We start from the raw sequence: 20,306 nt of genomic DNA, 5'->3' as shown, positions 1-20,306 counted from the left end.
CACAATAGGTTTCTCCTGTTCTTTTTTAGAGACCTGTCTTACAGGTTTTTCTTTAAAAAGTAAATAACTGAAAATTAAGATTAATATTTTTTGAAAGAGGTGGGGCATACACATAACAAAAAAGGGATTGTTTAAGAAAGGGGGATAAGAAATGGTCTTGTTTGGTTATCCACTTGAAACAATTTATTTATACGGATTTATAATTGCAACTATACTTACTGTCATTTATATCTTCTTTGGAGATATATTTGAATCAATATTTAGCTTTGGTGGAGGATCTGTATCCGTTGTAACGTTGCTACTTAGTTTTTTCGCCATGTTATGTGGACTTAGTTATATAGGAGAATATTTATATTCTTATAATAGTCTCGTTATTTTTGGGTCCTCATTTGCTATATCTTTTATCGGTGTTTTCATAATGAAAATACTAATTTTAAAACCAATTGCAGAAGCGGAACAAAATACTGTACAACGCATGGATGAATTTATTGGATGCAAGGGAGAAGTCATTACTACAATTCCTACAGAAGGATTTGGTGAAGTATTAATCTCCTCCCAATTTGGAAGTAATGCACTACCAGCTAGAGTAATTGGAAAAAAAGATATTTCACAAGGAACCGAGGTCATTATTGAAGGAGTTCAAGATGGTGTTTTGCTTGTACAAAACATCGCTTATTCTTTAAAGAAACCAAAATTATAAGGGGGAATTTACATGACGATTCCATTAATTATCGGTGGAGTTTTACTCGCAATTTTACTTCTACTCATTTTAGTATTCATTACGAAGTATCGTACAGTTGGTCCAGATGAAGCATTAATTGTAACAGGGAACTGGCTTGGTGGTGGAAAGAATGTTGTTATCACTGATGATGGAAAGAAGATTAAGATTATCCGCGGTGGTGGTACTTTCGTTGTTCCAATTATGCAACGAGCAGAACTTCTTAGCTTATTAAACTACAAATTAGAAGTTGGAACACGTGATACGTATACGAAACAAGGTGTACCGATTACAGTAAACGGTGTTTCTATTATTAAAGTAGGATCGACAATTGAAGAAGTTTCTACAGCAGCTGAACAATATTTAGGAAAAGAAACGGAAGAGTTAAAAGTAGAAGCAAAAGAAGTTTTAGAAGGGCATCTACGTGCTATTTTATCTTCTATGACAGTAGAAGATGCTTATAGTAATAGAGAGCAATTCGCACAAAAGGTGCATGAAGTGGCTTCTACTGATTTGAAGAAGATGGGACTTCGCATCGTTTCCTTTACAATTAAAGAAATAATGGATAAAAACGGTTACTTAGATGCACTTGGTCAGCCGCAAATTGCAATGGTTAAGCGTGATGCGACAGTTGCAAATGCAGAGCGTGAAAAAGAGGCACGAATTGAAAAAGCTCGTGCTGAGAAAGAAGCAAAAGAAGCGGAATATCAACGTGATGCACAAATCGCTGAAGCTGAAAAACATAAGGAATTAAAAGTACAATCTTATAAGAGAGACCAAGAACAAGCTCGTGCAGATGCAGATCTTTCTTATGAATTACAACAAGCGAAAGCACAACAAGGTGTTACAGAAGAGCAAATGCGAGTTAAAATCATTGAGCGTGAAAAGCAAATTGAGTTAGAAGAAAAAGAGATTGCGCGTCGTGAAAAGCAATACGATGCAGAAGTAAAGAAAAAGGCAGATGCAGATCGCTATGCTGTTGAACAATCAGCTGAAGCAGAAAAAGTAAAACAAATGAAAAAAGCAGATGCGGATCAATATAAAATTGAAGCAGAAGCAAGAGCACGTGCAGAAGAAGTTCGTGTAGAAGGTTTAGCAAAAGCAGAAATTGAAAAAGCACAAGGTCAGGCAAAGGCAGAAGTACAAAAGGCGCAAGGTACAGCGGAAGCAGATGTTATTAGGTTAAAAGGTTTAGCAGAAGCAGAAGCGAAACAAAAAATTGCAGAAGCATTTGAATTATATGGGCAAGCCGCGATTATGGATATGGTTCTTAAAATGCTTCCAAGTTATGCGAAAGAAATTGCGAGTCCGCTTAGCAACATTGATAAAATTACAGTCGTTGATACAGGCGGTGGTGGAAAGAATAGCGGCGCCGGAAAAGTTGCAGGGTATGCGACAGATTTAATGGCAACAATGCAAGAAACTTTAAAAGCCTCTTCTGGTATTGATTTAAAAGAATTACTAGAAGGATTCGCTGGAAAAGGTGCCGTGCAACAACTATCAAATGATAAACCTGTAGTATCAGTAGTAGAAGATGAGAAGAAAGAAATAAACAAAGATAAAGAATAGCAAGATGAAAAGAACCTCTAGTAAATGGGATACTAGAGGTTCTTTCGTGAAATGTAATATTTCGAATAATGTACATTTTTATATATTGTTTTAATTATTTAAATTCTATAGAATGAAAAAGGTATGTAACAATACTTTAAATGTAGAGAAAGATGAGGGAAAAGAGAAAGAGGGTCTCATCAATACATTTAAATCGTATGATTTGTATAAAAAGATTAAATGTAAAACAATTGCATTTAAAACGGTATGGAGGGGTAGGAATATGTTTCAAGGAAAATTAAGGAGTAGAAGCTTAAAAACAAAGTTACTTGTATCATTTATTATTATTTTAATTCTTCCAAGTATTGTAATTGGTTGGACGTCTTATCAGCAGGCGAAGACAAATTTTAATGAAACAATTTTGCAATCAGCAAAAGATAACGTGAAGGTTTTAAATAATGTAATTAATAAAGAGTTAGATAGTAAGAAAGTAGACGCAGCATATTTTACAAAATTATTCACTGGAGCGAGCTATCAAGCAGATCAGCTTCAAAACGTGCAAAATAAATTAGAAGAATATAATAAATTACATCCAGAAATGGAAGCAATCTATACTGGATCTAGTAATGGACAATTTATTCAATCACCGGTAATTCAAATGCCAGAAGGGTATAATCCTACAGAAAGAGATTGGTATAAAGAGGCAGTGAAAAAAAGTGGTGAAGTAATTATCACAGCTCCATATAAATCAAAAACGACAGGAAATATTGTTGTTACAATAGCAAAACAAAATGAAGATAAAAGTGGCGTTCTCGGTATTGATTTAATTATTAATGATATTGTAAATACTTCAAAAATGGTTAATATCGGTAAAGAAGGGTATGTTGCAATTTTTGATCAGGATAAAAATGTGGTAGCACATCCAACGCTGAAGCCAGGGGAAAAGGTAGAAGAGAAACTTGAAAAGGAACTGTATAAACAAGAAACAGGTGATTTTCAATTTTCATTAGATGGCGAGGATCGCAATATCACTTTTAAAACAAATAAGCAAACCGGATGGAAAATAGCAGGAATTATGCCTTCAAAAGAAATAATTGAAGCGGCTGAACCTATTTTCTATAAAACATTAACTGTTATTGGTATCTCATTAATAATTGGTGGGATTGTAATTTACTTCATAATCGCATCTATTATTAAACCGTTAAAACAACTTGTTATATCAGCGAGGAAAATTAGCGAAGGTGACTTAACGGAGTCAATTACTGTTCGTTCAAGAGATGAAATTGGTCAGTTAGGTGAAAGCTTTAATGAGATGGCGGCATCATTACATGATGTAATTTCAAATATTAATACTTCAGCTGGTCATGTAGCAGCTTCTTCGGAAGAATTAACAGCTAGTATGAAGCAAGCAAGTGAAGCGACGGAACAAATTACAAGGGCGATGGAACAAGTATCGAGTGGGGCAGAAATACAAACGCGGGAAGTTGAAGAAGGAGCGACTTTGTTAGAAGAAGTTACAGAAGGAATTCAGCGTGTTGCGGATAGCTCTTCATTAGTGTCCACAGCATCTATGTATACGAAGCAAAAAGCTGAAGGTGGTGGAAAGTTAGTTGAACAAACTGTGAATCAAATGCAATTAATTCATGAGTCTGTGTCACAGTCAGACGAAGTCATTTCTTTATTAGATGATAAGTCGAAGCAAATTGGAGCTATTCTAGAAGTGATTCAACATATTGCACAGCAGACAAACTTATTAGCATTAAATGCTGCAATTGAGGCTGCAAGAGCTGGAGAGCAAGGAAGAGGTTTTGCAATTGTAGCAGATGAAGTACGTAAACTAGCGGAACAATCGGGACAGTCTTCTACGGAAATTGGAAAGTTAGTGAAAGAGATACAATTTGATATAAAAGAAACTGTAAGTTCTATGAATCAAGTTGGGACAGAGGTACAATCAGGGCTTGTAGTTGCAAATGAGGCGAAGCAAAGCTTTGTAGAAATATTGAAATCTACAAATGATACAGTTGTACAAATTGATAGTATGGTAGATGTAGCGAAGCGAATGACGATAGATACAAAACAAGTAAGTGCATCTATTAATGAAATTGCAGCAACGATTGAAGAAAATGCAGCAAGCGTTCAAAATATTGCTGGCTCCTCTGAAGAACAAGTAGCTTCAGTAGAAGAAATAAATTCAGCAGCAGTTCACTTATCGCGAATGGCTGAAGAATTACAAGAGATGATTGGTAAATTTAAAGTGTAATAACAAGCATTAAGAAACGAGGTAGTAATTTTACTTCGTTTCTTTTTTTATCCCGCTATTTGTGGGCAGTAAAACTCCCACCTCATAATTCGGCTGGAGCAAAGAAGTTAGGTGGGAGTCGGGCGGCCCGTAGATGCCCGATTGGTGAAGGCTAATAATCAGTGGGGGAGGAACAAAACCCCCACTGATTAAAGTTTCACTTTATGAAGATAAAGATAAAGAAATATATAGTAACCGTGTTATGATAAAAGGTGATAATTGAAAAGACTGTATTTTCTTTAAATTCTATCTTTAGCCATGTTAGGGGAATGATTTTGAAATTGAAGAAATTGAAACTGCAACCGAGAATTACATTAACTATTAGTACACTTATTCTTGCTGTACTGCTGTTAACGAGTTATTTATTTTACTACATATTATCTGAAACAGTAGAAGACCAAATCGGAAAAAGAGCGCTGCATGTTGCGAAAACAGTTGCTGCTATACCGGAAATCGGGGAAGCTTTTCAAAAAGAAAATCCAGCTTCTATTATTCAGCCAATTGCAGAAAAAATTCGAATCGAAACAGATGCTGATTTTATTGTAGTTGGAAATAAAGATGGTATTCGTTATGCGCATCCTAAGCGAGATAAAATAGGAGAGAGAATGGTTGGCGGAGATAATGAAGGGGTTCTATTAGAAGGGGAATCTTATGTTTCGAAAGCAACGGGATCATTAGGGCCTTCACTACGTGGAAAAGTACCGATTCGTAATCAGGATAATGAAATTATTGGTGTAGTATCTGTTGGTTTTTCAATGGATGATATTCATGGAGCGATAGAAGTGTATGGAAAGCGTGTGTTTTGGATTACAATAACAGGTCTGTTAATTGGGATAATGGGCTCTGTATATTTAGCAAAAAGTATTAAGCGGATGATGTTTGGAATGGAGCCAGAAGAAATTTCATCTTTATACGAGGAGCATAGTACAGTTATTCAATCTGTACGTGAAGGGATTGTAGTAATCGATAAAAATGGAATGGTTAGTTTAGTAAATCAAGCGGCATACGATATCCTTTCTTTAGATAAACAACAAAATATAATGGGAGAATTTATTTTAGATGTTATTCCTAATTCATCGATACTGGATGTGCTTCAAACCGGAGAAGAACAATTTGATCGCCAATTAAATATAAAGGGGCAGGATGTTATTGCCAATCGCCTACCTATTAAAGTTAATAATAAAGTAACTGGTGTAGTATCCAGCTTGCGCTTGAAATCTGAAATGGATCAATTAACAGCGGAATTATCTCAAACACGGCAATATACAGAGGCATTACGGGCGCAAACACACGAATATAACAATTTGTTGTATACGCTTTCAGGTCTTATTCAATTAGAGTCTTATGAAGATGCTTTAGAGCTTATTCATAAGGAAACGGCAGTATATCAAGAGTTCGTTCAATTTATTATGAAACGAATTCAAAATCCATGGTTAGGTGGGATTTTAATTGGATTTTATAATAGGGCGCGAGAGTTGAAGATTGATTTTATGTTAGATCGGGAAAGTAGTTTAGAAGAGTTAAGTCCGCATATTGAGAGTAATTACGTTGTTTCTATTTTAGGGAATTTGATTACGAATGCATTTGAAGCAATTGAAAGAAATCACGAGCATAATAAGAAAGTAAGAATGTTTGTAACAGACATTGGGGAAGAAATATTAATTGAAGTAGAAGATTCAGGACAAGGTGTTCATGATGAAATAATTACAAGTATATTCTATAAAGATTTTTCGACGAAAGTGGGCGAAAAACGTGGGTATGGATTAGCAAAAGTGAAAGAGTTAGTAGAAGATTTAAACGGGAGTATTGCGATTGAAAAAGGGGATTTAGGTGGTGCTTTATTTATCATTGCATTACCGAAAGAGAGAGGCGAATTGTAATGAATGAGGGGATTGAAGTATTAATTGTAGAAGATGATATTCGGATTGCGGAAATTCATCGTCGTTTTACGGAAAAAATTGAGGGGTTTAAAGTAATTGGAACAGCAACGACTGGAGAACAGGCGAAGGAATGGTTAGAATTTGTAAAGCCACAACTCGTTTTATTAGATGTATATTTACCTGACATGCAAGGGACAGAACTCGTCACATATATTAGGCATAATTTGCATGATACAGATATTATTATGATCACAGCCGCATCAGAGACGGATGTAGTGCGGCATGCTTTACGAGGCGGGGTAACAGATTATATCGTAAAGCCACTTACATTTGATCGGTTTAAAACAAGTTTAGAAAGTTATCAAAAGAAGATTACGAAGTTAAAGAAAAATGCTCAATTATCTTCAGAACAGATTGAACATCTATGGTCCCAAAGAGGGGTACAGGCAAATCCAATAGAATATGCGCCAAAAGGAATCGACCCTTTAACGTTAGCAAAAATAAAAAAGCATATGCTAACTATTAATGAAGAGGGAATTACTGCAGAGATACTAAGTTCAATGGTAGGTGTAAGCCGATCAACTGCAAGGCGCTATTTAGAGTATTTGATCTCTGGAAAGAAAGTGCATGCGGAGCTTATATATGGAAGTGTGGGAAGGCCAGAAAGAAGGTATTTCCGCGTTTCTTCATAGGGGATTTTTACAACAATAAAAACAGTAGAGGATTATTACATTTCCTCTACTGTTTTTTCTAGTTTCATCTTATATTGGAATAATTCCAATTACAATTCCAGTAATCAACATAACCATTGTCGTTCCAACAGCCCAAAGTAAAGTGAATCGTTGGTGTTCACCAAAATCAACCTTGGCCATTCCGACTAATAAATAAGTGGAAGCAACGAGGGGACTCAGTAAGTGAACAGGTTGACCGAGTAACGAAGCACGTCCCATTTCTGCTGCACTAATTCCGTAAGCAGCGGCAGCTTTTGTTAAAATGGGTAGTACACCGAAGTAAAAAGCATCATTGGACATGAAAAATGTGAACGGCATACTAAGAAGAGCTGTAATAATTGGTAGTTGTGGTCCAAGAGCATCTGGTATAAGAGTCACTACACTTTGAGCCATTGCATCTACCATTTTTGTCCCTGATAGAATACCAGTGAAAATTCCAGCGGCAAAGACGAGAGAAACAACCGCTAATACATTTCCAGCGTGAGAGGCAATACGTTCTTTTTGTTGTTCCAAGCTTGGATAATTAATCATCACCGCAATAGCAAAAGCGACTGTAAATAACACAGGTAACGGCATAATTTCTAGTATGAGACAGACGAGTAGGGCAACAGTTAATAAAAAGTTAATCCATAGCAGTTTCGGGCGTTTATGTATTTCAGCTTCGACTGTCGCAGCTTGCTCATCCATTGTTTGCATGTGTTTTAAATATTGGACATCCATAATTCCTAAACGTTTTCTTTCTTTTTTTCCAAGATAGTAGGCAACGAAAACTACCCAAATTGCACCAGCAATCATTCCTGGTATAAGTGGTGTGAAGAGCTCTGATGCATCAAGTCCAAGAGCACTCATAACCCGAGCAGTTGGTCCACCCCAAGGTGTAAGATTGGTAACACCTGCCCCTAACATAACAACCCCAGCTAATATAAGTGGATTCATCCCAAGACGTTTATATAGTGGATACATTGCGGAAACTGTAATCATATATGTTGTTGTTCCGTCACCATCTAATGAAACGATAATAGTAAGAATAGCTGTACCAACAACAATTTTTAAAGGATCACCTTTTACAAATTTTAAAATTTTACTAATAACAGGATCGAATAAACCGCTATCAATCATAATTCCGAAATATAAAATGGCGAACATAAGCATAATACCAGTAGGTGCTAGCTTTTGAATTCCTTCTAACATCATCGGGCCCATATTGGCATAAAAGCCACCAATTAATGCGAAAATAATTGGAACTAATATTAATGCTACTAATGCAGACATACGTTTCGTCATAATCAAAAACATAAAGACAAATACCATTGTAAATCCGAGTAATGCTAACATGTAATCTCCCCCTCCAAAAAAATGATTACGCTTTCAAAATAAAATAAAAATTCAGATAAAAGGTTTTTTGTTTATAATAAAAGGTTCAATTGGAATGGTAAATAATTTGAAAAATAACATCATTAGAAGCATAATCTTTATTTTGATCATTTTGTTCACAGGGTAATTTTGAATTTTTAAAAAGATAAATGCCTGTATGCAAGAATGGTAGAATAAGATAGAAATAGCGAAGCGTGAAGTAGGGAGTAGATTTTGAATGCAAACAAGAATAGAAGAAATTTATAGTTCGTGTAAAGGAAAAGTAGAGGAGATTTTTATTAATGAATCCTCTTACGTATATGAATGGGAAAAATTAATGATGATTCGAAAGCACGATGGTGAGCTTGAGAAAATCGGGGTAGGGATCAGTGGGAATATAAGGTTAGTAAATGTAGAAGTTGGACAAAACATTGATACGGACACATTATTAGTTAAGTTAGAAGATGATTTATTAATTACTGGTTGTGAATGATGAGAGATGTGTAGAAGTAACTGCACATCTCTTTTTTGTTCCATATATTACAAAAAGAACATTGTTTTTTCACAAATCTCACACAACCTTTTGGTATTCTTTTCGTGGAGTATACGGTTTCTAGGGAGGAATATTGATGAAAGTAAAATATGTCGTACTTGCTATATGTTTATGTTTCATATTTACGATAGTAGGATGTGGGAAAAAAGAACTAACAGCTGTTGCGATTAATGAGAAAAATGATAAGTGTGACATTTGCCAAATTGGGGTAATCGATAATCAATTCGCAACCGAAATTATTTTAGAAAATGGAAAAGCATTAAAGTTTGATGATATTGGTTGCATGTATAAATGGATGGAGATCAATTCAGGTGAAAAGACGAAAGAAAAATTTGTTCGAGATTATGATTCGAAAGATTGGGTTTCGTTGGAAGATGCTACTTACGTATATGATAAAACAATAACGACACCGATGGCTTATAATGTCATTTCATTTAAAAATAAAAAAGATGCAGAGAGTTTTGTATCTAACTATAAGGGGAAAGTTCTTTCGTATAAAGAGTTATCAGAGCATAAATGGGAAATGAATAAAGAGATGATGGGAAAACCGAAAACAGGGAATCACGGTGGGCATCATTAATAATAGAAAAAGACAACTATATAGTTGTCTTTTTCTATTATTACTCAGGTGCAAATATAGAAAAGGTGTAAAAATTTTAGAAGAACGGTTACAATGGAATATAGTAAACTAAAGCAATCATTTACCCCGCTATTTGCCGGGCAGTAAAACTCCCACCTCAAAATGTGGCTGGAGCGAAGAAGTTAGGTGGGAGATCAACTGCCCGTAAATGCCCGATTGGTTCAACTAATAATCAGTGGGGGATGAACAACCCCCACTGATTAAAGTTTCACTTTATGTACTTTTTAGAAATGTATACAAATGCGGTAAAAACGTGCTAAACTAATTGCTTCATAATGTTAATGATGAGGCCATCAGGCGTATCATTCCAATAGGTTGAGAAACATAGTATAAGTTTAAGATAATCCGATTAAAGAAGGAATCTAAAGGGCTTATGGATAAATGTACTCAAGAAGAGTTATTGTATGTGATGGAGGAATGGTTAAGAAAACATTATCTTTCATAGGAGCTGTAGTTGTGAGAAAACAAAAAATTTTATTATGTATTTTATTAGGACTTTTAATGACGGTAGTGGCTTGCGATAAGCAAGAAGAGCCAGAATCAAAACCGGTTCATGTGAAAAACGAAAAGAAAAAAGAAAAGCATAAAGAACAGGAAGAATCTAAAGAAGAAAAAAGTATAAATTTAATGGACAAACAGTTGCTACTTTCTGCGACGCTTGGAGACACAGAAACAGCTATGAAGCTGATCCAAGATGGAGCGAATATCAATGTAGAAGGTGACAACGGAGAAACGCCTGTCCTTGCAGCGACGTATCAAAATCATGTAGAGACAGTTAAAGCATTAATTGATGCGGGTGCTGATATTGAAATTCAAGACGAAAAACAAAGTAATCCATTTCTTTATGCAAGTAGAGAAGGATATACGGATATTGTAAAAGTATTAATTAATGCAGGAGTTAATACGAAGGAAACGACTAAGTCAGGTGGAACAGCACTTATTTCTGCATCTGAGCGTGGCCATGTAGAGGTTGTTAAAGAATTATTAGAGCATACAGATATTGATGTGAATTATAAGAATGAACGTGGTGGAACAGCTTTATTAGAAGCAATTGTATTAGGAAATGGTAGTGAAAGTCATAAGAAAGTAATTCAAATGCTTATTGACCACGGGGCAGATGTAAATATGGCCAATAAGGAAAATATTACGCCGCTGCAATATGCTGAAAAAAGAGGTTTTAAAGATATTGCGAATATGTTGAGGATAGCTGGAGCGAATGAAGTAGTACAGCCGCAACCACAACTGGCGGAATAACAAGCTGAAGAAATAAAAAGCACGAAATAATCCCATTTAGATAGACAGAATGAAGAAGTCATTTTAGTATGATGGATTCAGTAATGTGTATTTAAATGGGATTTTTGTTTTGAAAAAATGGATGGATGCTATATCGAGAAGGCTACAAATAGTAATTAAGGAGGGTATAAATGCGATTTTCAGAACTTGAGTTAATAGCAATTCAAGCAGAAGTTTTATTTGTTCATAATCAAGTAGGAAGAATAAAGTGTGTAAATGAAAATGGAAATCTGAAAGCACCACGTTTTTTTCTTAGCAGAACTCGTGAAGGGAATATAACGAGGTATCATTATAAACTGCATGGTGAAATGATAAGTAAGATTGAGAAATTAATTCGAGAATGCTCAAATCACATTGAGATAGCAAAGATCATTAAAGTATTAAATGAAGAGAGAACGGTGGAGAATATTTGGGTGGGTCCTGCTTTCATGTTCCCTAATAATTTACATAAGCCAACTAGAACAATACAAATAACAGAGAAGAATAAAGAGCTTTTGCGAGAAAAATTTTCTAATCTAATAGAACAGATGGAATGGAGGCAACCTTATTTTGCAATTGTAAAAAATGAAAAGGTAGTTTCTATATGTTGCAGTGCCAGAAGTACGCCCGTAGCTGCTGAGGCAAGTGTGGAAACTTTAGTGGAGTTTCAAGGGAATGGATATGGTGCTGATGTCGTTACAGCCTGGGCACTATCAATACAAGAGGAAAAGCGCATTCCGCTTTATAGTACTTCTTGGGATAACTTTGCTTCGCAAGCAGTGGCAAGAAAACTAGAATTGATTAATTATGGAATGAATTTGCATATCACTTAAATTTTAAACACAGTTGTTTGCTGTTGGAGTTTATTCGTATATCTAGATTATTGTAAAGGTAATATGGTGAATATTAACATTCGATTAACATCTAATTAACAATTTATCAAAACTGACTTAATAAATGCGTAATATAGTAAAGGTAACAAAATAACTAGGGTAGAGAACATTTGAGAACACCCGCTTACATATAACGTGCCGCTTTCTTAAGTGTGCTCTATTCCCTAGAGTTCAAATAAGGAGAAAGGTGTTCTATGTAAGTAGGTGTTTTTAGTTTGGATAAAAATAGAAAAGCTAGGTGGAATAAATGTTTAAAGAACCTTATATTGCGATGATAAAGGATTGGAAAGGGTACAAAACATACAAAAAATTACCGAAAACAGTTTTTCTTATGACTGGTTCAATGCTGGAGTTACCAGAGCGTGTATATGAACTACAGAAACATGGACACGATGTATTTCTTCATTGTGATTTTATACAAGGCTTAAATACGAACACAGAGGAAGCACTTTTATATATTCAAGATGTTATCGGAGCACAAGGTATTATTTCGACAAAGGGATCGACAATTCGAAATGCCAATAAAATTGGATTGAAAACGATTCAACGCATTTTTATTGTTGATACTTTATCTCTTACAAAATCAATTGAAAATTGTAAAACGACTAAACCGAATGCAGTAGAGATTATGCCTGGCATTATGCCTTCTATTATTAAACAGCTAGCGGAGGAAATAAAATTCCCTATTATTGCAGGCGGATTGATTCAAACGCGAGAGGATGCAGAAATCGCAATTCGTGCAGGAGCAAGTGCAATTTCAACGAGTCATTATGAAGTGTGGATACAAGAAGAAAAAAGGAGTGCAACCTTGTGATTGAATTGAAAAATGTTTCAAAGGTATATAAAAATGCGGAAGAGACAGCAGTTAAAGACGTATCGGTTCATATTAAAAGAGGAGAATTTTTTGTTTTAGTTGGACCTTCGGGATGTGGAAAAAGTACATTATTACGAATGCTGGCTGGTTTAGAAGAAATTTCTTCGGGAGATTTAATTATTAATGAACATGTTGCAAATGATTTAGAGCCGAAAGACCGTAATCTATCAATGGTATTTCAAAATTATGCATTATATCCACACCTAACTGTAGAAGAAAATATTTTATTTGGACTTAAGGTAAGGAAGGTACAAAAAGAAGAGCGACAAAAGCGATTAATGGAAGCTATTGAAATGGTAGGACTGAAAGAGTATGTGAAAATGAAACCGGGCCAATTATCAGGCGGGCAAAGACAGCGTGTTGCACTTGCTAGGGCCATCGTCAGTCAAGCACCGATTTGTTTAATGGATGAACCACTTTCGAATTTAGATGCGAAATTACGTGCACAGATGAGGATTGAAATTAGAGAAATTCAGCAACGATTAGGAATTACGATGATTTACGTTACTCACGATCAAATAGAAGCAATGACTATGGGAGATCGTATTATGGTTTTAAATAAAGGAAGTATACAACAAGTTGGAACACCGCTTGATATATATAACGAACCAGCAAACGAATTTGTTGCAAGTTTTATAGGTTCTCCTTCTATGAATATAAATGATGGGGAAGTGGATAAAGAAAAAGGCATATTACATATAGGGCAATTGCAAATCCCATTATCTATTGGACAGCTAAAGCAATTACCAGAAGGAACTATTCGAATAGGTATGCGTCCTGAGCATATTGCACTGTCTGAGGAAGGACAAGAAGTGACGCTGCAATCTGTAGAAGTATTAGGGAATGAATCTATATTAAACTTTGCGGTAAATGGAACAACTTGGAGTGCGAAAGTCATCGGACAGTTACTCCTGAACAAAGGTGACAAAGTAAAATTATTATTCTCGCAAGAAAAACTATGCTTCTTTCATCAAAATAAGAATGAACGATTAAAAGTGGTGGCTGAAGAAGAGTTGAAAGTGGTGGCGAAATAATGATTGAAGTAGGTAAGTTACCAGTTCAAACAACAGTGTCAAAAAAGAAGAGTTTATGGGGCAGAACGAAAGATTTAAGAATAGGATTATTGTTTTTGGCGCCATCTATTTTGTTATTTTCAATTTTTCTTTTCTATCCATTGTTTAGGACGATCTACTATAGCTTTTATTTAACAGATATACACGGAGAAGCTAATCTTTTCGTTGGCTTAGAAAATTATCAATATTTATTTTCGGATCCTGCTTTCTACAAAAGTATAAAGTCAACTTTATTATTTGTTTTATATACAGTTCCTACTAGCATTGTATTCGCCTTATTTCTTGCATTAATTGCAAATGAAAAAGTAAGAGGGATCGGGTTATTCCGAGTACTGTTTTCTTCAACGATGGGAATATCAGTAGCTGCTAGTGCAGTGATTTGGCTATTTTTATTTCATCCAAGTGTAGGGTTATTTAATAATATATTAGCCTCTATGAATCTTCCTGCAATCGCATGGTTAACGAGTCCAGAATGGGCACTGTTTTCTGTATCGGTTACAACGGTTTGGGTGAATACAGGATTTGCATTTTTAGTTATATTAGGTGGTTTACAAAATATTGATACGTCTTTATATGAGAGTGCATCTATAGATGGTGCTAGTTATTTATATAAGCTTCGCCGCGTTACATTACCGATGCTATCACCAACTTTATTTTTTATCGTGACAGTAACGTTAATTAGTGCATTCCAAAGCTTTGGACAAATTGATATTTTAACGCACGGTGGACCAAATGATGCAACGAATTTAATTGTGTACTCGATTTATAAAGAGGCATTTGTGAATCATCAATTTGGAACAGCAAGTGCACAAGCGATGGTATTATTTATTTTCATTTTTATTGCTACATTGATTCAATTTAAGTTTGCTGAGAGAAAGGTGCATTATAAATGATCGTTAAACAGTGGAAACAAAATTTCCTATTATACATGCTGCTCATTATTAGTGCAGTAATGGTGTTTTTTCCTGTACTGTATGCGTTTTTAATAAGCTTTATGACACCAGACGATATTCAAATGAGAAGGTTATTTCCAACTCAATTTACTTTTGATAATTTCATTAATATTTTTCAAAAAGTACCTCTTTTTACATACTTATATAACAGTTTAATTGTATCGACAGTTGTTATGCTTGGACAACTTATCGTATCCAGTTTAGCAGCTTATGCTTTTGTTTTTCTTCAGTTTAAAGGCAGAAACTTAATTTTCTTCTTGTTTATTTCAACAATGCTTATTCCGTGGGAAGCAACGATGGTACCGAACTTTTTAACGATTCAAAACTTCGGATGGATTAATAGTTTTGCTGGGATGACGGTGCCGTTTTTTGCAACAGCTTTCGGTATTTTCTTACTACGTCAACATTTTATGACGCTTCCGAATGAACTGAAAGAAGCTGCTTTTATTGAAGGTATTGGAAATGTAAGGTTTTTATTTAGCGTAGTAATGCCGTATTGTAAAACGAGTTTTATTACTCTTGGAGTATATAGCTTTTTAACAACGTGGAATATGTATTTGTGGCCGCTTTTAGTAACCACTGATGAAAAAGTAAGAACGGTTCAAATTGGTGTAAAGCAGCTTCAATCTCAAGAAGTTGCAACTGATTGGGGCAGTGTAATGGCCGGTGTTACGGTTATCGTCATTCCAACATTGATTTTATTATTTTTAGGGCAAAAGCAATTACAAAAAGGATTAACAAAAGGTGCAATTAAATAAGCATACATAGGAAAAGGTGGGATTGAGATGAGTTTATTGAAAAAAAGTGCTGCTCTTTTAATGGCAGCCACAATGGCATTAACCGGCGCAGCTTGTTCAAATAGTAAAACAGAGGGGAAGCCTGAAGCACAGGCAAAAGTAGCTCCAGTTGAAAAGAATGGTGATAAAACTGTAATTCGTTTCTGGCATGCAATGGGTGGAAAAACACAAGGTGTACTAGATGGGCTTGTTGCAGACTATAATAAGTCGCAGAATAAATACGAGATAAAGGCAGAGTTCCAAGGAACATACGAAGAATCTTTAACGAAATTTAAAACGATGTCTGCAACGAAAGAAGCGCCAGCTCTTGTTCAATCGAGTGAAATTACAACGAAGTATATGATTGATAGCAAAAAGATTACGCCTATCGATAGCTGGATTAAAAAAGATAAGTACGATACATCAAAATTAGAAAAAGCAATTACGAACTATTATTCAGTTGATGAAAAAATGTATTCTATGCCGTTTAATTCATCTACACCAGTATTAATTTATAATAAAGATGCTTTCGCAAAGGCTGGATTAGATCCAGAGAAAGCTCCGAAAACATATGCAGAATTAAAAGAAGCGGCGAAAAAGTTAACGATTAAAGAAGGCGGAAATGTAAAACAGTATGGATTTTCAATGCTGAATTATGGTTGGTTCTTTGAAGAATTGTTAGCGACACAAGGTGCTTTATATGTAGACAACGAAAACGGCCGTAAAGATGCTGCAAAGAAAGCGGTATTTAACGGTAAAGAAGGACAGAAAGTATTTGGAATGTTAGATGAACTAAATAAAGCTGGTGCACTTGGAAAGTATGGAGCAAGTTGGGATGATATTCGTGCTGCGTTCCAGTCTGGACAAGTTGCTATGTATTTAGATTCTTCAGCTGGTATTCGTGATTTAATTGATGCATCTAAGTTTAATGTAGGCGTTTCGTATATTCCGTATCCAGAAGATTCGAAACAAAATGGTGTTGTTATTGGCGGTGCATCATTATGGATGACGAATATGGTTTCAGAAGAAACGCAGCAAGGTGCTTGGGACTTTATGAAATATTTAACGAAGCCAGATGTACAAGCAAAATGGCATACAGCAACAGGATATTTCTCAATTAATCCAGATGCATATAATGAGCCGTTAGTAAAAGATCAATACGAAAAATATCCACAGTTAAAAGTAACAGTAGAACAATTGCAAGCGACGAAGCAATCTCCAGCAACTCAAGGGGCATTAATTAGTGTATTCCCAGAATCAAGAGATGCAGTTGTAAAAGCATTAGAAGCAATGTATGACGGAAAGAATAGTAAAGAAGCTTTAGATGAAGCTGCAAAAGCAACAGATAGAGCAATTAGTATTTCAGCCCGTACGAATCAAAAATAAGAGAAAGCCGTATCCTTATGAGGGATACGGCTTTCTTTATAAGGAGATAAGGGATCAAAGAAATGATGAATTCTTATCTATTTTATATGAGTAAAGGGTCTAGAAAGAATATTGTCCTTTTCATTATTTGTTTAACTCCATTGCAACTTGTTTACCATTTACGAAAACCTCTGCCACTGCTACTACAACTTCCATCACTTTTTTCATAACTCATCTCTCCTTGTTTTTTGTTTCATTTCTTACTTTTAGTATAAAGAAATATAGTAATTGCAACTATCGAATTGGATGACAAGAGACTTACAGTGTTGTAAGGATAATAGTTTTATTTGTAATAAATGCTATTTCAGATTAGTATTCAGAAATTTCCTTCATTTTAATCTATAATTAGAAAGAGAATGGTTTAGAAAGAAGGAGAAGAAATGAAGAGAATACTCGTTATTAGTGATATTCATGGAGAAATAGAAAAGTTCGAACAGTTATTGGAAGAAGCTCAATACGATGCAAGACAGGATCAATTGATTTTATTAGGGGATTATGTAGATCGTGGTCCAAATGCGCGTGCAGTAATTGAAAAGGTAAAAGAGTTAAAAGAAGAGGGAGCCCTCGTTCTAAAGGGCAATCATGAAGATATGATGATCAAGGCGTTAACGACTGATGAGGAACGTTCATGGAACCATTGGGTAAAAAGGAATGGTGGAGATAAAACGTTATATAGCTATGGATTTGTAGAAGAAGACATTGCGGTTAATGAGGAAAACTTCCAAAAACCGATTTTACAATCTCATATATTAGAGGAACATGTAACGTTTATTCAAGAATTAGATCATTACATTGAAACAGAAGAGTATATCTTTGTACATGCTGGTGTTGAGCCGATGAACCGAGTTTCTGAATCTGAACCATATACATTAATGTGGATCCGTAATGAATTTCATAATGGATATAGCGGCGAAAAGGTTGTTGTATTTGGCCATACGGAAACAAAAACGCTTCATGGTAGTGAGAATTGCGGAGTGTATTTTGGTAGTAATCGTATTATTGGAATTGATGGCGGGGCTGTGTATGGTGGTCAGTTAAATTGTTTGGAGTTGCCAAGTAAAAAGGTATATGTAGTAAAAAATTGAAAGAGATAAGAGGAATCTTATTTCTTTCAATTTTTTATTAAGCAAAATTTAAGAAAGAGCCTTTATAATAAAGGTTCAAAATTTTATATCGAGCAAAACTTTAGAAGGAAATAGTTGAAAATGAAATTACATAATATGATTACATTATTTCGTTATGAAGAGAAGAGATGCAATAATAAAGAGAGTTGAAATAGATTGTGGAAGGTGAGAATATGCGCTTACTTGTAGTAGAAGATAATGCCTCGTTATTAGAGTCTATCGTACAAATTTTACGCGATGAATTTGAAGTAGATACAGCATTGAATGGAGAAGATGGATTATTTCTAGCTTTACAGAATATATATGATGCCATTTTGCTTGATGTGATGATGCCAGAAATGGACGGTTTTGAAGTGATTCAAAAAATACGTGATGAAAAGATTGAAACACCAGTCCTGTTTTTGACAGCGAGGGATTCTTTAGAAGATCGAGTGAAAGGGTTGGACTTTGGTGGAGATGATTATATTGTTAAACCGTTTCAGGCCCCTGAATTAAAAGCGAGAATTCGTGCATTACTACGCAGAAGTGGTAGTTTAACAACACAGCAGACCATTCGCTATAAAGGAATTGAATTGTTCGGAAAAGATAAAGACATTCAAGTAGATGGACAAGGTATTAAGCTGACATTAAAACAATACGAGCTACTAGAGTACCTCATTCAAAATAGCGGTAAAATTTTAATGCGTGAACAAATTTTCGATCGTGTTTGGGGATTTGATTCAGATACGACAGTAGCAATTGTAGAAGTGTATGTACATCATTTACGTAAAAAATTAGAACCATTCGGTTATCAGAAAGATATTCAAACCGTTCGTGGTATTGGATATATATTAAAAGAACAATGAAAAAGGGAAGTATGTTTCAAAAAACACGCATTCGTTTGACTATAGTAAATTCATTAGTTTTTATCGTATTAATTGGGGTATTAGGCAGTATAATTTATTTATACACATATAATCGAATTTATGGTGCAGTAGATAAATCATTTGAAAAAATAATTGAATATAAAGATGGGGTTAAATCTAAGAATCCTCCAAAGGGAGGCATGAAAAATATTCAAATTGGGGATCCAAGAGTCATGAAGTTGTTCTGGAAGGGAAATACAATCTCAATGGATGAGAAAAACCCTAGATTTTTCTCTATTTTTACAGAGAATATTCCAGCTTTTGCGCCAAAGAAATTAGGAGTTCTTCAGGATATAGAAGTAAAGGGGCATTATTTCAGAACATTAGCGTTTCAGGATGACGGACAAATTGTGCAAATCGTACGTGATACAACAGCCGAAAAAGAAATGATAAATACTTTATTTTTAATTCTCGTTATAGGTTGCAGCATAGGAAGTCTATGTGCAATAGGAATCGGCTTTTTCCTAGCGGGTAGAGCACTCATACCGATTCAAAATTCATGGGAGAAACAGCAGCAGTTCGTTTCGGACGCATCGCATGAATTAAGAACACCACTTGCGGTTATTCAATCAAAAACAGATGTATTATTCCAGTCACCATCTGCGACGATAGAAGAAAAGGCGATGGATATTTCTACAATTTCAAAGGAATGTAGACGGCTATCAAAACTAGTTAACAATTTATTATTGTTAGCACGTTCGGATTCTAATCAAATCGAGATGGATAAGAAAACATTTGAAGTGGATAAATTGTTAGAAGAAATAGTAGATCCATATAAAGAGATTGCTTCTTATCAAGAAAAAGAGATGATATTAAAAGTAGAACGTGACATATCGTTTATTGGCGATAGAGAGAGAATTCATCAATTGATGGTCATATTGCTAGATAATGCAATGAAGTATACGAATGAAGGTGGACATATTCAAATTACTTGTATGCAAACGAGTAGTTCGATTCGCATACAAGTGAAGGATAACGGGATAGGAGTTAAAGAAGTGGATATTCCAAAGTTATTTGATCGTTTTTATCAAGGAGATAAAGCAAGAAGTCCATCAGAAGGAGCGGGGTTAGGTCTTTCAATCGCTAATTGGATTGTAGAAAAGCATTATGGAAAAATATCGGTAGAGAGCAAATGGGGAGAAGGAACTTGTTTTGAAGTGATTTTACCTAAAAACCAAAGAATATAAGTGAGAAGACGATCTTGTTTTTACAAGGTCGTCTTTTTTTTAAGGGAAAGTTAAGAAACGACTTGTATCATGTATTACATAATGGAAACCTGTGATGGAAAG

The 20,306-nt window shown here is 35.0% G+C and carries 18 protein-coding genes and 1 pseudogene; 18 read left to right on the top strand and 1 reads right to left on the bottom strand.

From position 1 onward, the window contains the following. Positions 1–151 precede the first annotated feature (151 nt). The 6 genes and pseudogenes from MR155_RS19210 to MR155_RS19190 all read left to right on the top strand — a co-directional run bounded on the left by MR155_RS19210 (position 152) and on the right by MR155_RS19190 (position 7,137). A complete protein-coding gene (locus MR155_RS19210; protein WP_242310862.1) occupies positions 152–700 on the top strand; it encodes an NfeD family protein in 549 nt (182 codons plus the stop codon). Between the two features lie 12 nt (positions 701–712). Beyond that, a complete protein-coding gene (locus MR155_RS19205; RefSeq protein WP_002029662.1) occupies positions 713–2,287 on the top strand; it encodes a flotillin family protein in 1,575 nt (524 codons plus the stop codon). A gap of 112 nt (positions 2,288–2,399) precedes the next feature. Then, a pseudogene (locus MR155_RS32270) lies at positions 2,400–3,587 on the top strand (HAMP domain-containing protein); the annotation flags it as partial. After that, a complete protein-coding gene (locus MR155_RS32265; RefSeq protein WP_396027172.1) occupies positions 3,579–4,526 on the top strand; it encodes a methyl-accepting chemotaxis protein in 948 nt (315 codons plus the stop codon). The pseudogene MR155_RS32270 and the gene MR155_RS32265, both read left to right, overlap by 9 nt. Positions 4,527–4,834: 308 nt before the next feature. Next, a complete protein-coding gene (locus tag MR155_RS19195; protein ID WP_242310860.1) occupies positions 4,835–6,445 on the top strand; it encodes an ATP-binding protein in 1,611 nt (536 codons plus the stop codon). Then, positions 6,445–7,137, top strand: a complete 693-nt coding sequence (locus MR155_RS19190; protein ID WP_044444439.1) for a response regulator — start codon at positions 6,445–6,447, stop codon at positions 7,135–7,137. The genes MR155_RS19195 and MR155_RS19190 overlap by 1 nt, the downstream gene beginning before the upstream one ends. Before the next feature lie 69 nt (positions 7,138–7,206). On the opposite strand, the gene MR155_RS19185 is transcribed toward MR155_RS19190, so the two are convergent. Next, a complete protein-coding gene (locus MR155_RS19185; RefSeq protein ID WP_113937858.1) occupies positions 7,207–8,511 on the bottom strand; it encodes a CitMHS family transporter in 1,305 nt (434 codons plus the stop codon). A gap of 256 nt (positions 8,512–8,767) precedes the next feature. On the opposite strand from MR155_RS19185, the gene MR155_RS19180 reads away from it, so the two are divergent. From MR155_RS19180 to MR155_RS19125, 12 genes are all read left to right on the top strand, one after another. Beyond that, positions 8,768–9,022: a hypothetical protein gene (locus tag MR155_RS19180; RefSeq protein WP_113937859.1), complete on the top strand. Its 255-nt coding sequence runs from the start codon at positions 8,768–8,770 to the stop codon at positions 9,020–9,022. Positions 9,023–9,158: 136 nt separating this feature from the next. After that, a complete protein-coding gene (locus MR155_RS19175; RefSeq protein WP_044444442.1) occupies positions 9,159–9,662 on the top strand; it encodes a nitrous oxide reductase accessory protein NosL in 504 nt (167 codons plus the stop codon). Between the two features lie 441 nt (positions 9,663–10,103). Beyond that, positions 10,104–10,976 (top strand): ankyrin repeat domain-containing protein, encoded by an 873-nt coding sequence (locus MR155_RS19170; protein ID WP_242310859.1) that lies wholly within the window; start codon positions 10,104–10,106, stop codon positions 10,974–10,976. Positions 10,977–11,146: 170 nt separating this feature from the next. Continuing rightward, entirely contained in the window at positions 11,147–11,827 is a 681-nt protein-coding gene (locus MR155_RS19165) for a GNAT family N-acetyltransferase (RefSeq protein WP_242310858.1), read from the top strand. Between the two features lie 307 nt (positions 11,828–12,134). After that, on the top strand, positions 12,135–12,701 hold the full coding sequence (locus MR155_RS19160) for a glycerol-3-phosphate responsive antiterminator (RefSeq protein WP_002010401.1): 567 nt from the start codon (positions 12,135–12,137) through the stop codon (positions 12,699–12,701). Beyond that, positions 12,698–13,795 (top strand): ABC transporter ATP-binding protein, encoded by a 1,098-nt coding sequence (locus tag MR155_RS19155; RefSeq protein ID WP_113708913.1) that lies wholly within the window; start codon positions 12,698–12,700, stop codon positions 13,793–13,795. Before MR155_RS19160 ends, MR155_RS19155 begins: the two co-directional genes overlap by 4 nt. Next, on the top strand, positions 13,795–14,727 hold the full coding sequence (locus MR155_RS19150; protein WP_000573576.1) for a carbohydrate ABC transporter permease: 933 nt from the start codon (positions 13,795–13,797) through the stop codon (positions 14,725–14,727). The genes MR155_RS19155 and MR155_RS19150 overlap by 1 nt, the downstream gene beginning before the upstream one ends. After that, on the top strand, positions 14,724–15,545 hold the full coding sequence (locus MR155_RS19145; protein ID WP_113937864.1) for a carbohydrate ABC transporter permease: 822 nt from the start codon (positions 14,724–14,726) through the stop codon (positions 15,543–15,545). Before MR155_RS19150 ends, MR155_RS19145 begins: the two co-directional genes overlap by 4 nt. 27 nt (positions 15,546–15,572) lie before the next feature. Beyond that, a complete protein-coding gene (locus tag MR155_RS19140) occupies positions 15,573–16,949 on the top strand; it encodes an ABC transporter substrate-binding protein (RefSeq protein ID WP_242310857.1) in 1,377 nt (458 codons plus the stop codon). 419 nt (positions 16,950–17,368) lie between these two features. Continuing rightward, entirely contained in the window at positions 17,369–18,073 is a 705-nt protein-coding gene (locus MR155_RS19135; protein ID WP_219300285.1) for a metallophosphoesterase family protein, read from the top strand. Between the two features lie 212 nt (positions 18,074–18,285). Next, positions 18,286–18,957 carry a response regulator transcription factor gene (locus tag MR155_RS19130; RefSeq protein WP_113937945.1) on the top strand — a complete coding sequence of 224 codons (672 nt, stop codon included), beginning with the start codon at positions 18,286–18,288 and terminating at the stop codon, positions 18,955–18,957. Beyond that, entirely contained in the window at positions 18,954–20,204 is a 1,251-nt protein-coding gene (locus tag MR155_RS19125; RefSeq protein WP_242310856.1) for a sensor histidine kinase, read from the top strand. Before MR155_RS19130 ends, MR155_RS19125 begins: the two co-directional genes overlap by 4 nt. Positions 20,205–20,306 lie beyond the last annotated feature (102 nt).

It is taken from the genome of Bacillus cereus group sp. BfR-BA-01331 (assembly GCF_022663915.1).
Lineage (GTDB): Bacteria > Bacillota > Bacilli > Bacillales > Bacillaceae_G > Bacillus_A > Bacillus_A mycoides.
Note: the sequence above shows the minus strand (reverse complement) of the source record. Positions and strands in the feature narration are given on the sequence as shown.

What these genes read in the sequence shown, in the direction of transcription:
- MR155_RS19195 (WP_242310860.1), top strand. Translation starts at nt 4,835, where the DNA reads ATGATTTTGAAATTGAAGAAATTGAAACTGCAACCGAGAATTACATTA.
- MR155_RS19190 (WP_044444439.1), top strand. Translation starts at nt 6,445, where the DNA reads ATGAATGAGGGGATTGAAGTATTAATTGTAGAAGATGATATTCGGATT.
- MR155_RS19145 (WP_113937864.1), top strand. Translation starts at nt 14,724, where the DNA reads ATGATCGTTAAACAGTGGAAACAAAATTTCCTATTATACATGCTGCTC.
- MR155_RS19135 (WP_219300285.1), top strand. Translation starts at nt 17,369, where the DNA reads ATGAAGAGAATACTCGTTATTAGTGATATTCATGGAGAAATAGAAAAG.
- MR155_RS19140 (WP_242310857.1), top strand. Translation starts at nt 15,573, where the DNA reads ATGAGTTTATTGAAAAAAAGTGCTGCTCTTTTAATGGCAGCCACAATG.
- MR155_RS19160 (WP_002010401.1), top strand. Translation starts at nt 12,135, where the DNA reads ATGTTTAAAGAACCTTATATTGCGATGATAAAGGATTGGAAAGGGTAC.
- MR155_RS19180 (WP_113937859.1), top strand. Translation starts at nt 8,768, where the DNA reads ATGCAAACAAGAATAGAAGAAATTTATAGTTCGTGTAAAGGAAAAGTA.
- MR155_RS19175 (WP_044444442.1), top strand. Translation starts at nt 9,159, where the DNA reads ATGAAAGTAAAATATGTCGTACTTGCTATATGTTTATGTTTCATATTT.
- MR155_RS19125 (WP_242310856.1), top strand. Translation starts at nt 18,954, where the DNA reads ATGAAAAAGGGAAGTATGTTTCAAAAAACACGCATTCGTTTGACTATA.
- MR155_RS19205 (WP_002029662.1), top strand. Translation starts at nt 713, where the DNA reads ATGACGATTCCATTAATTATCGGTGGAGTTTTACTCGCAATTTTACTT.
- MR155_RS19150 (WP_000573576.1), top strand. Translation starts at nt 13,795, where the DNA reads ATGATTGAAGTAGGTAAGTTACCAGTTCAAACAACAGTGTCAAAAAAG.
- MR155_RS32265 (WP_396027172.1), top strand. Translation starts at nt 3,579, where the DNA reads ATGGCGGCATCATTACATGATGTAATTTCAAATATTAATACTTCAGCT.
- MR155_RS19170 (WP_242310859.1), top strand. Translation starts at nt 10,104, where the DNA reads ATGTACTCAAGAAGAGTTATTGTATGTGATGGAGGAATGGTTAAGAAA.
- MR155_RS19185 (WP_113937858.1), bottom strand. Translation starts at nt 8,511, where the DNA reads ATGTTAGCATTACTCGGATTTACAATGGTATTTGTCTTTATGTTTTTG.
- MR155_RS19130 (WP_113937945.1), top strand. Translation starts at nt 18,286, where the DNA reads ATGCGCTTACTTGTAGTAGAAGATAATGCCTCGTTATTAGAGTCTATC.
- MR155_RS19210 (WP_242310862.1), top strand. Translation starts at nt 152, where the DNA reads ATGGTCTTGTTTGGTTATCCACTTGAAACAATTTATTTATACGGATTT.
- MR155_RS19165 (WP_242310858.1), top strand. Translation starts at nt 11,147, where the DNA reads ATGCGATTTTCAGAACTTGAGTTAATAGCAATTCAAGCAGAAGTTTTA.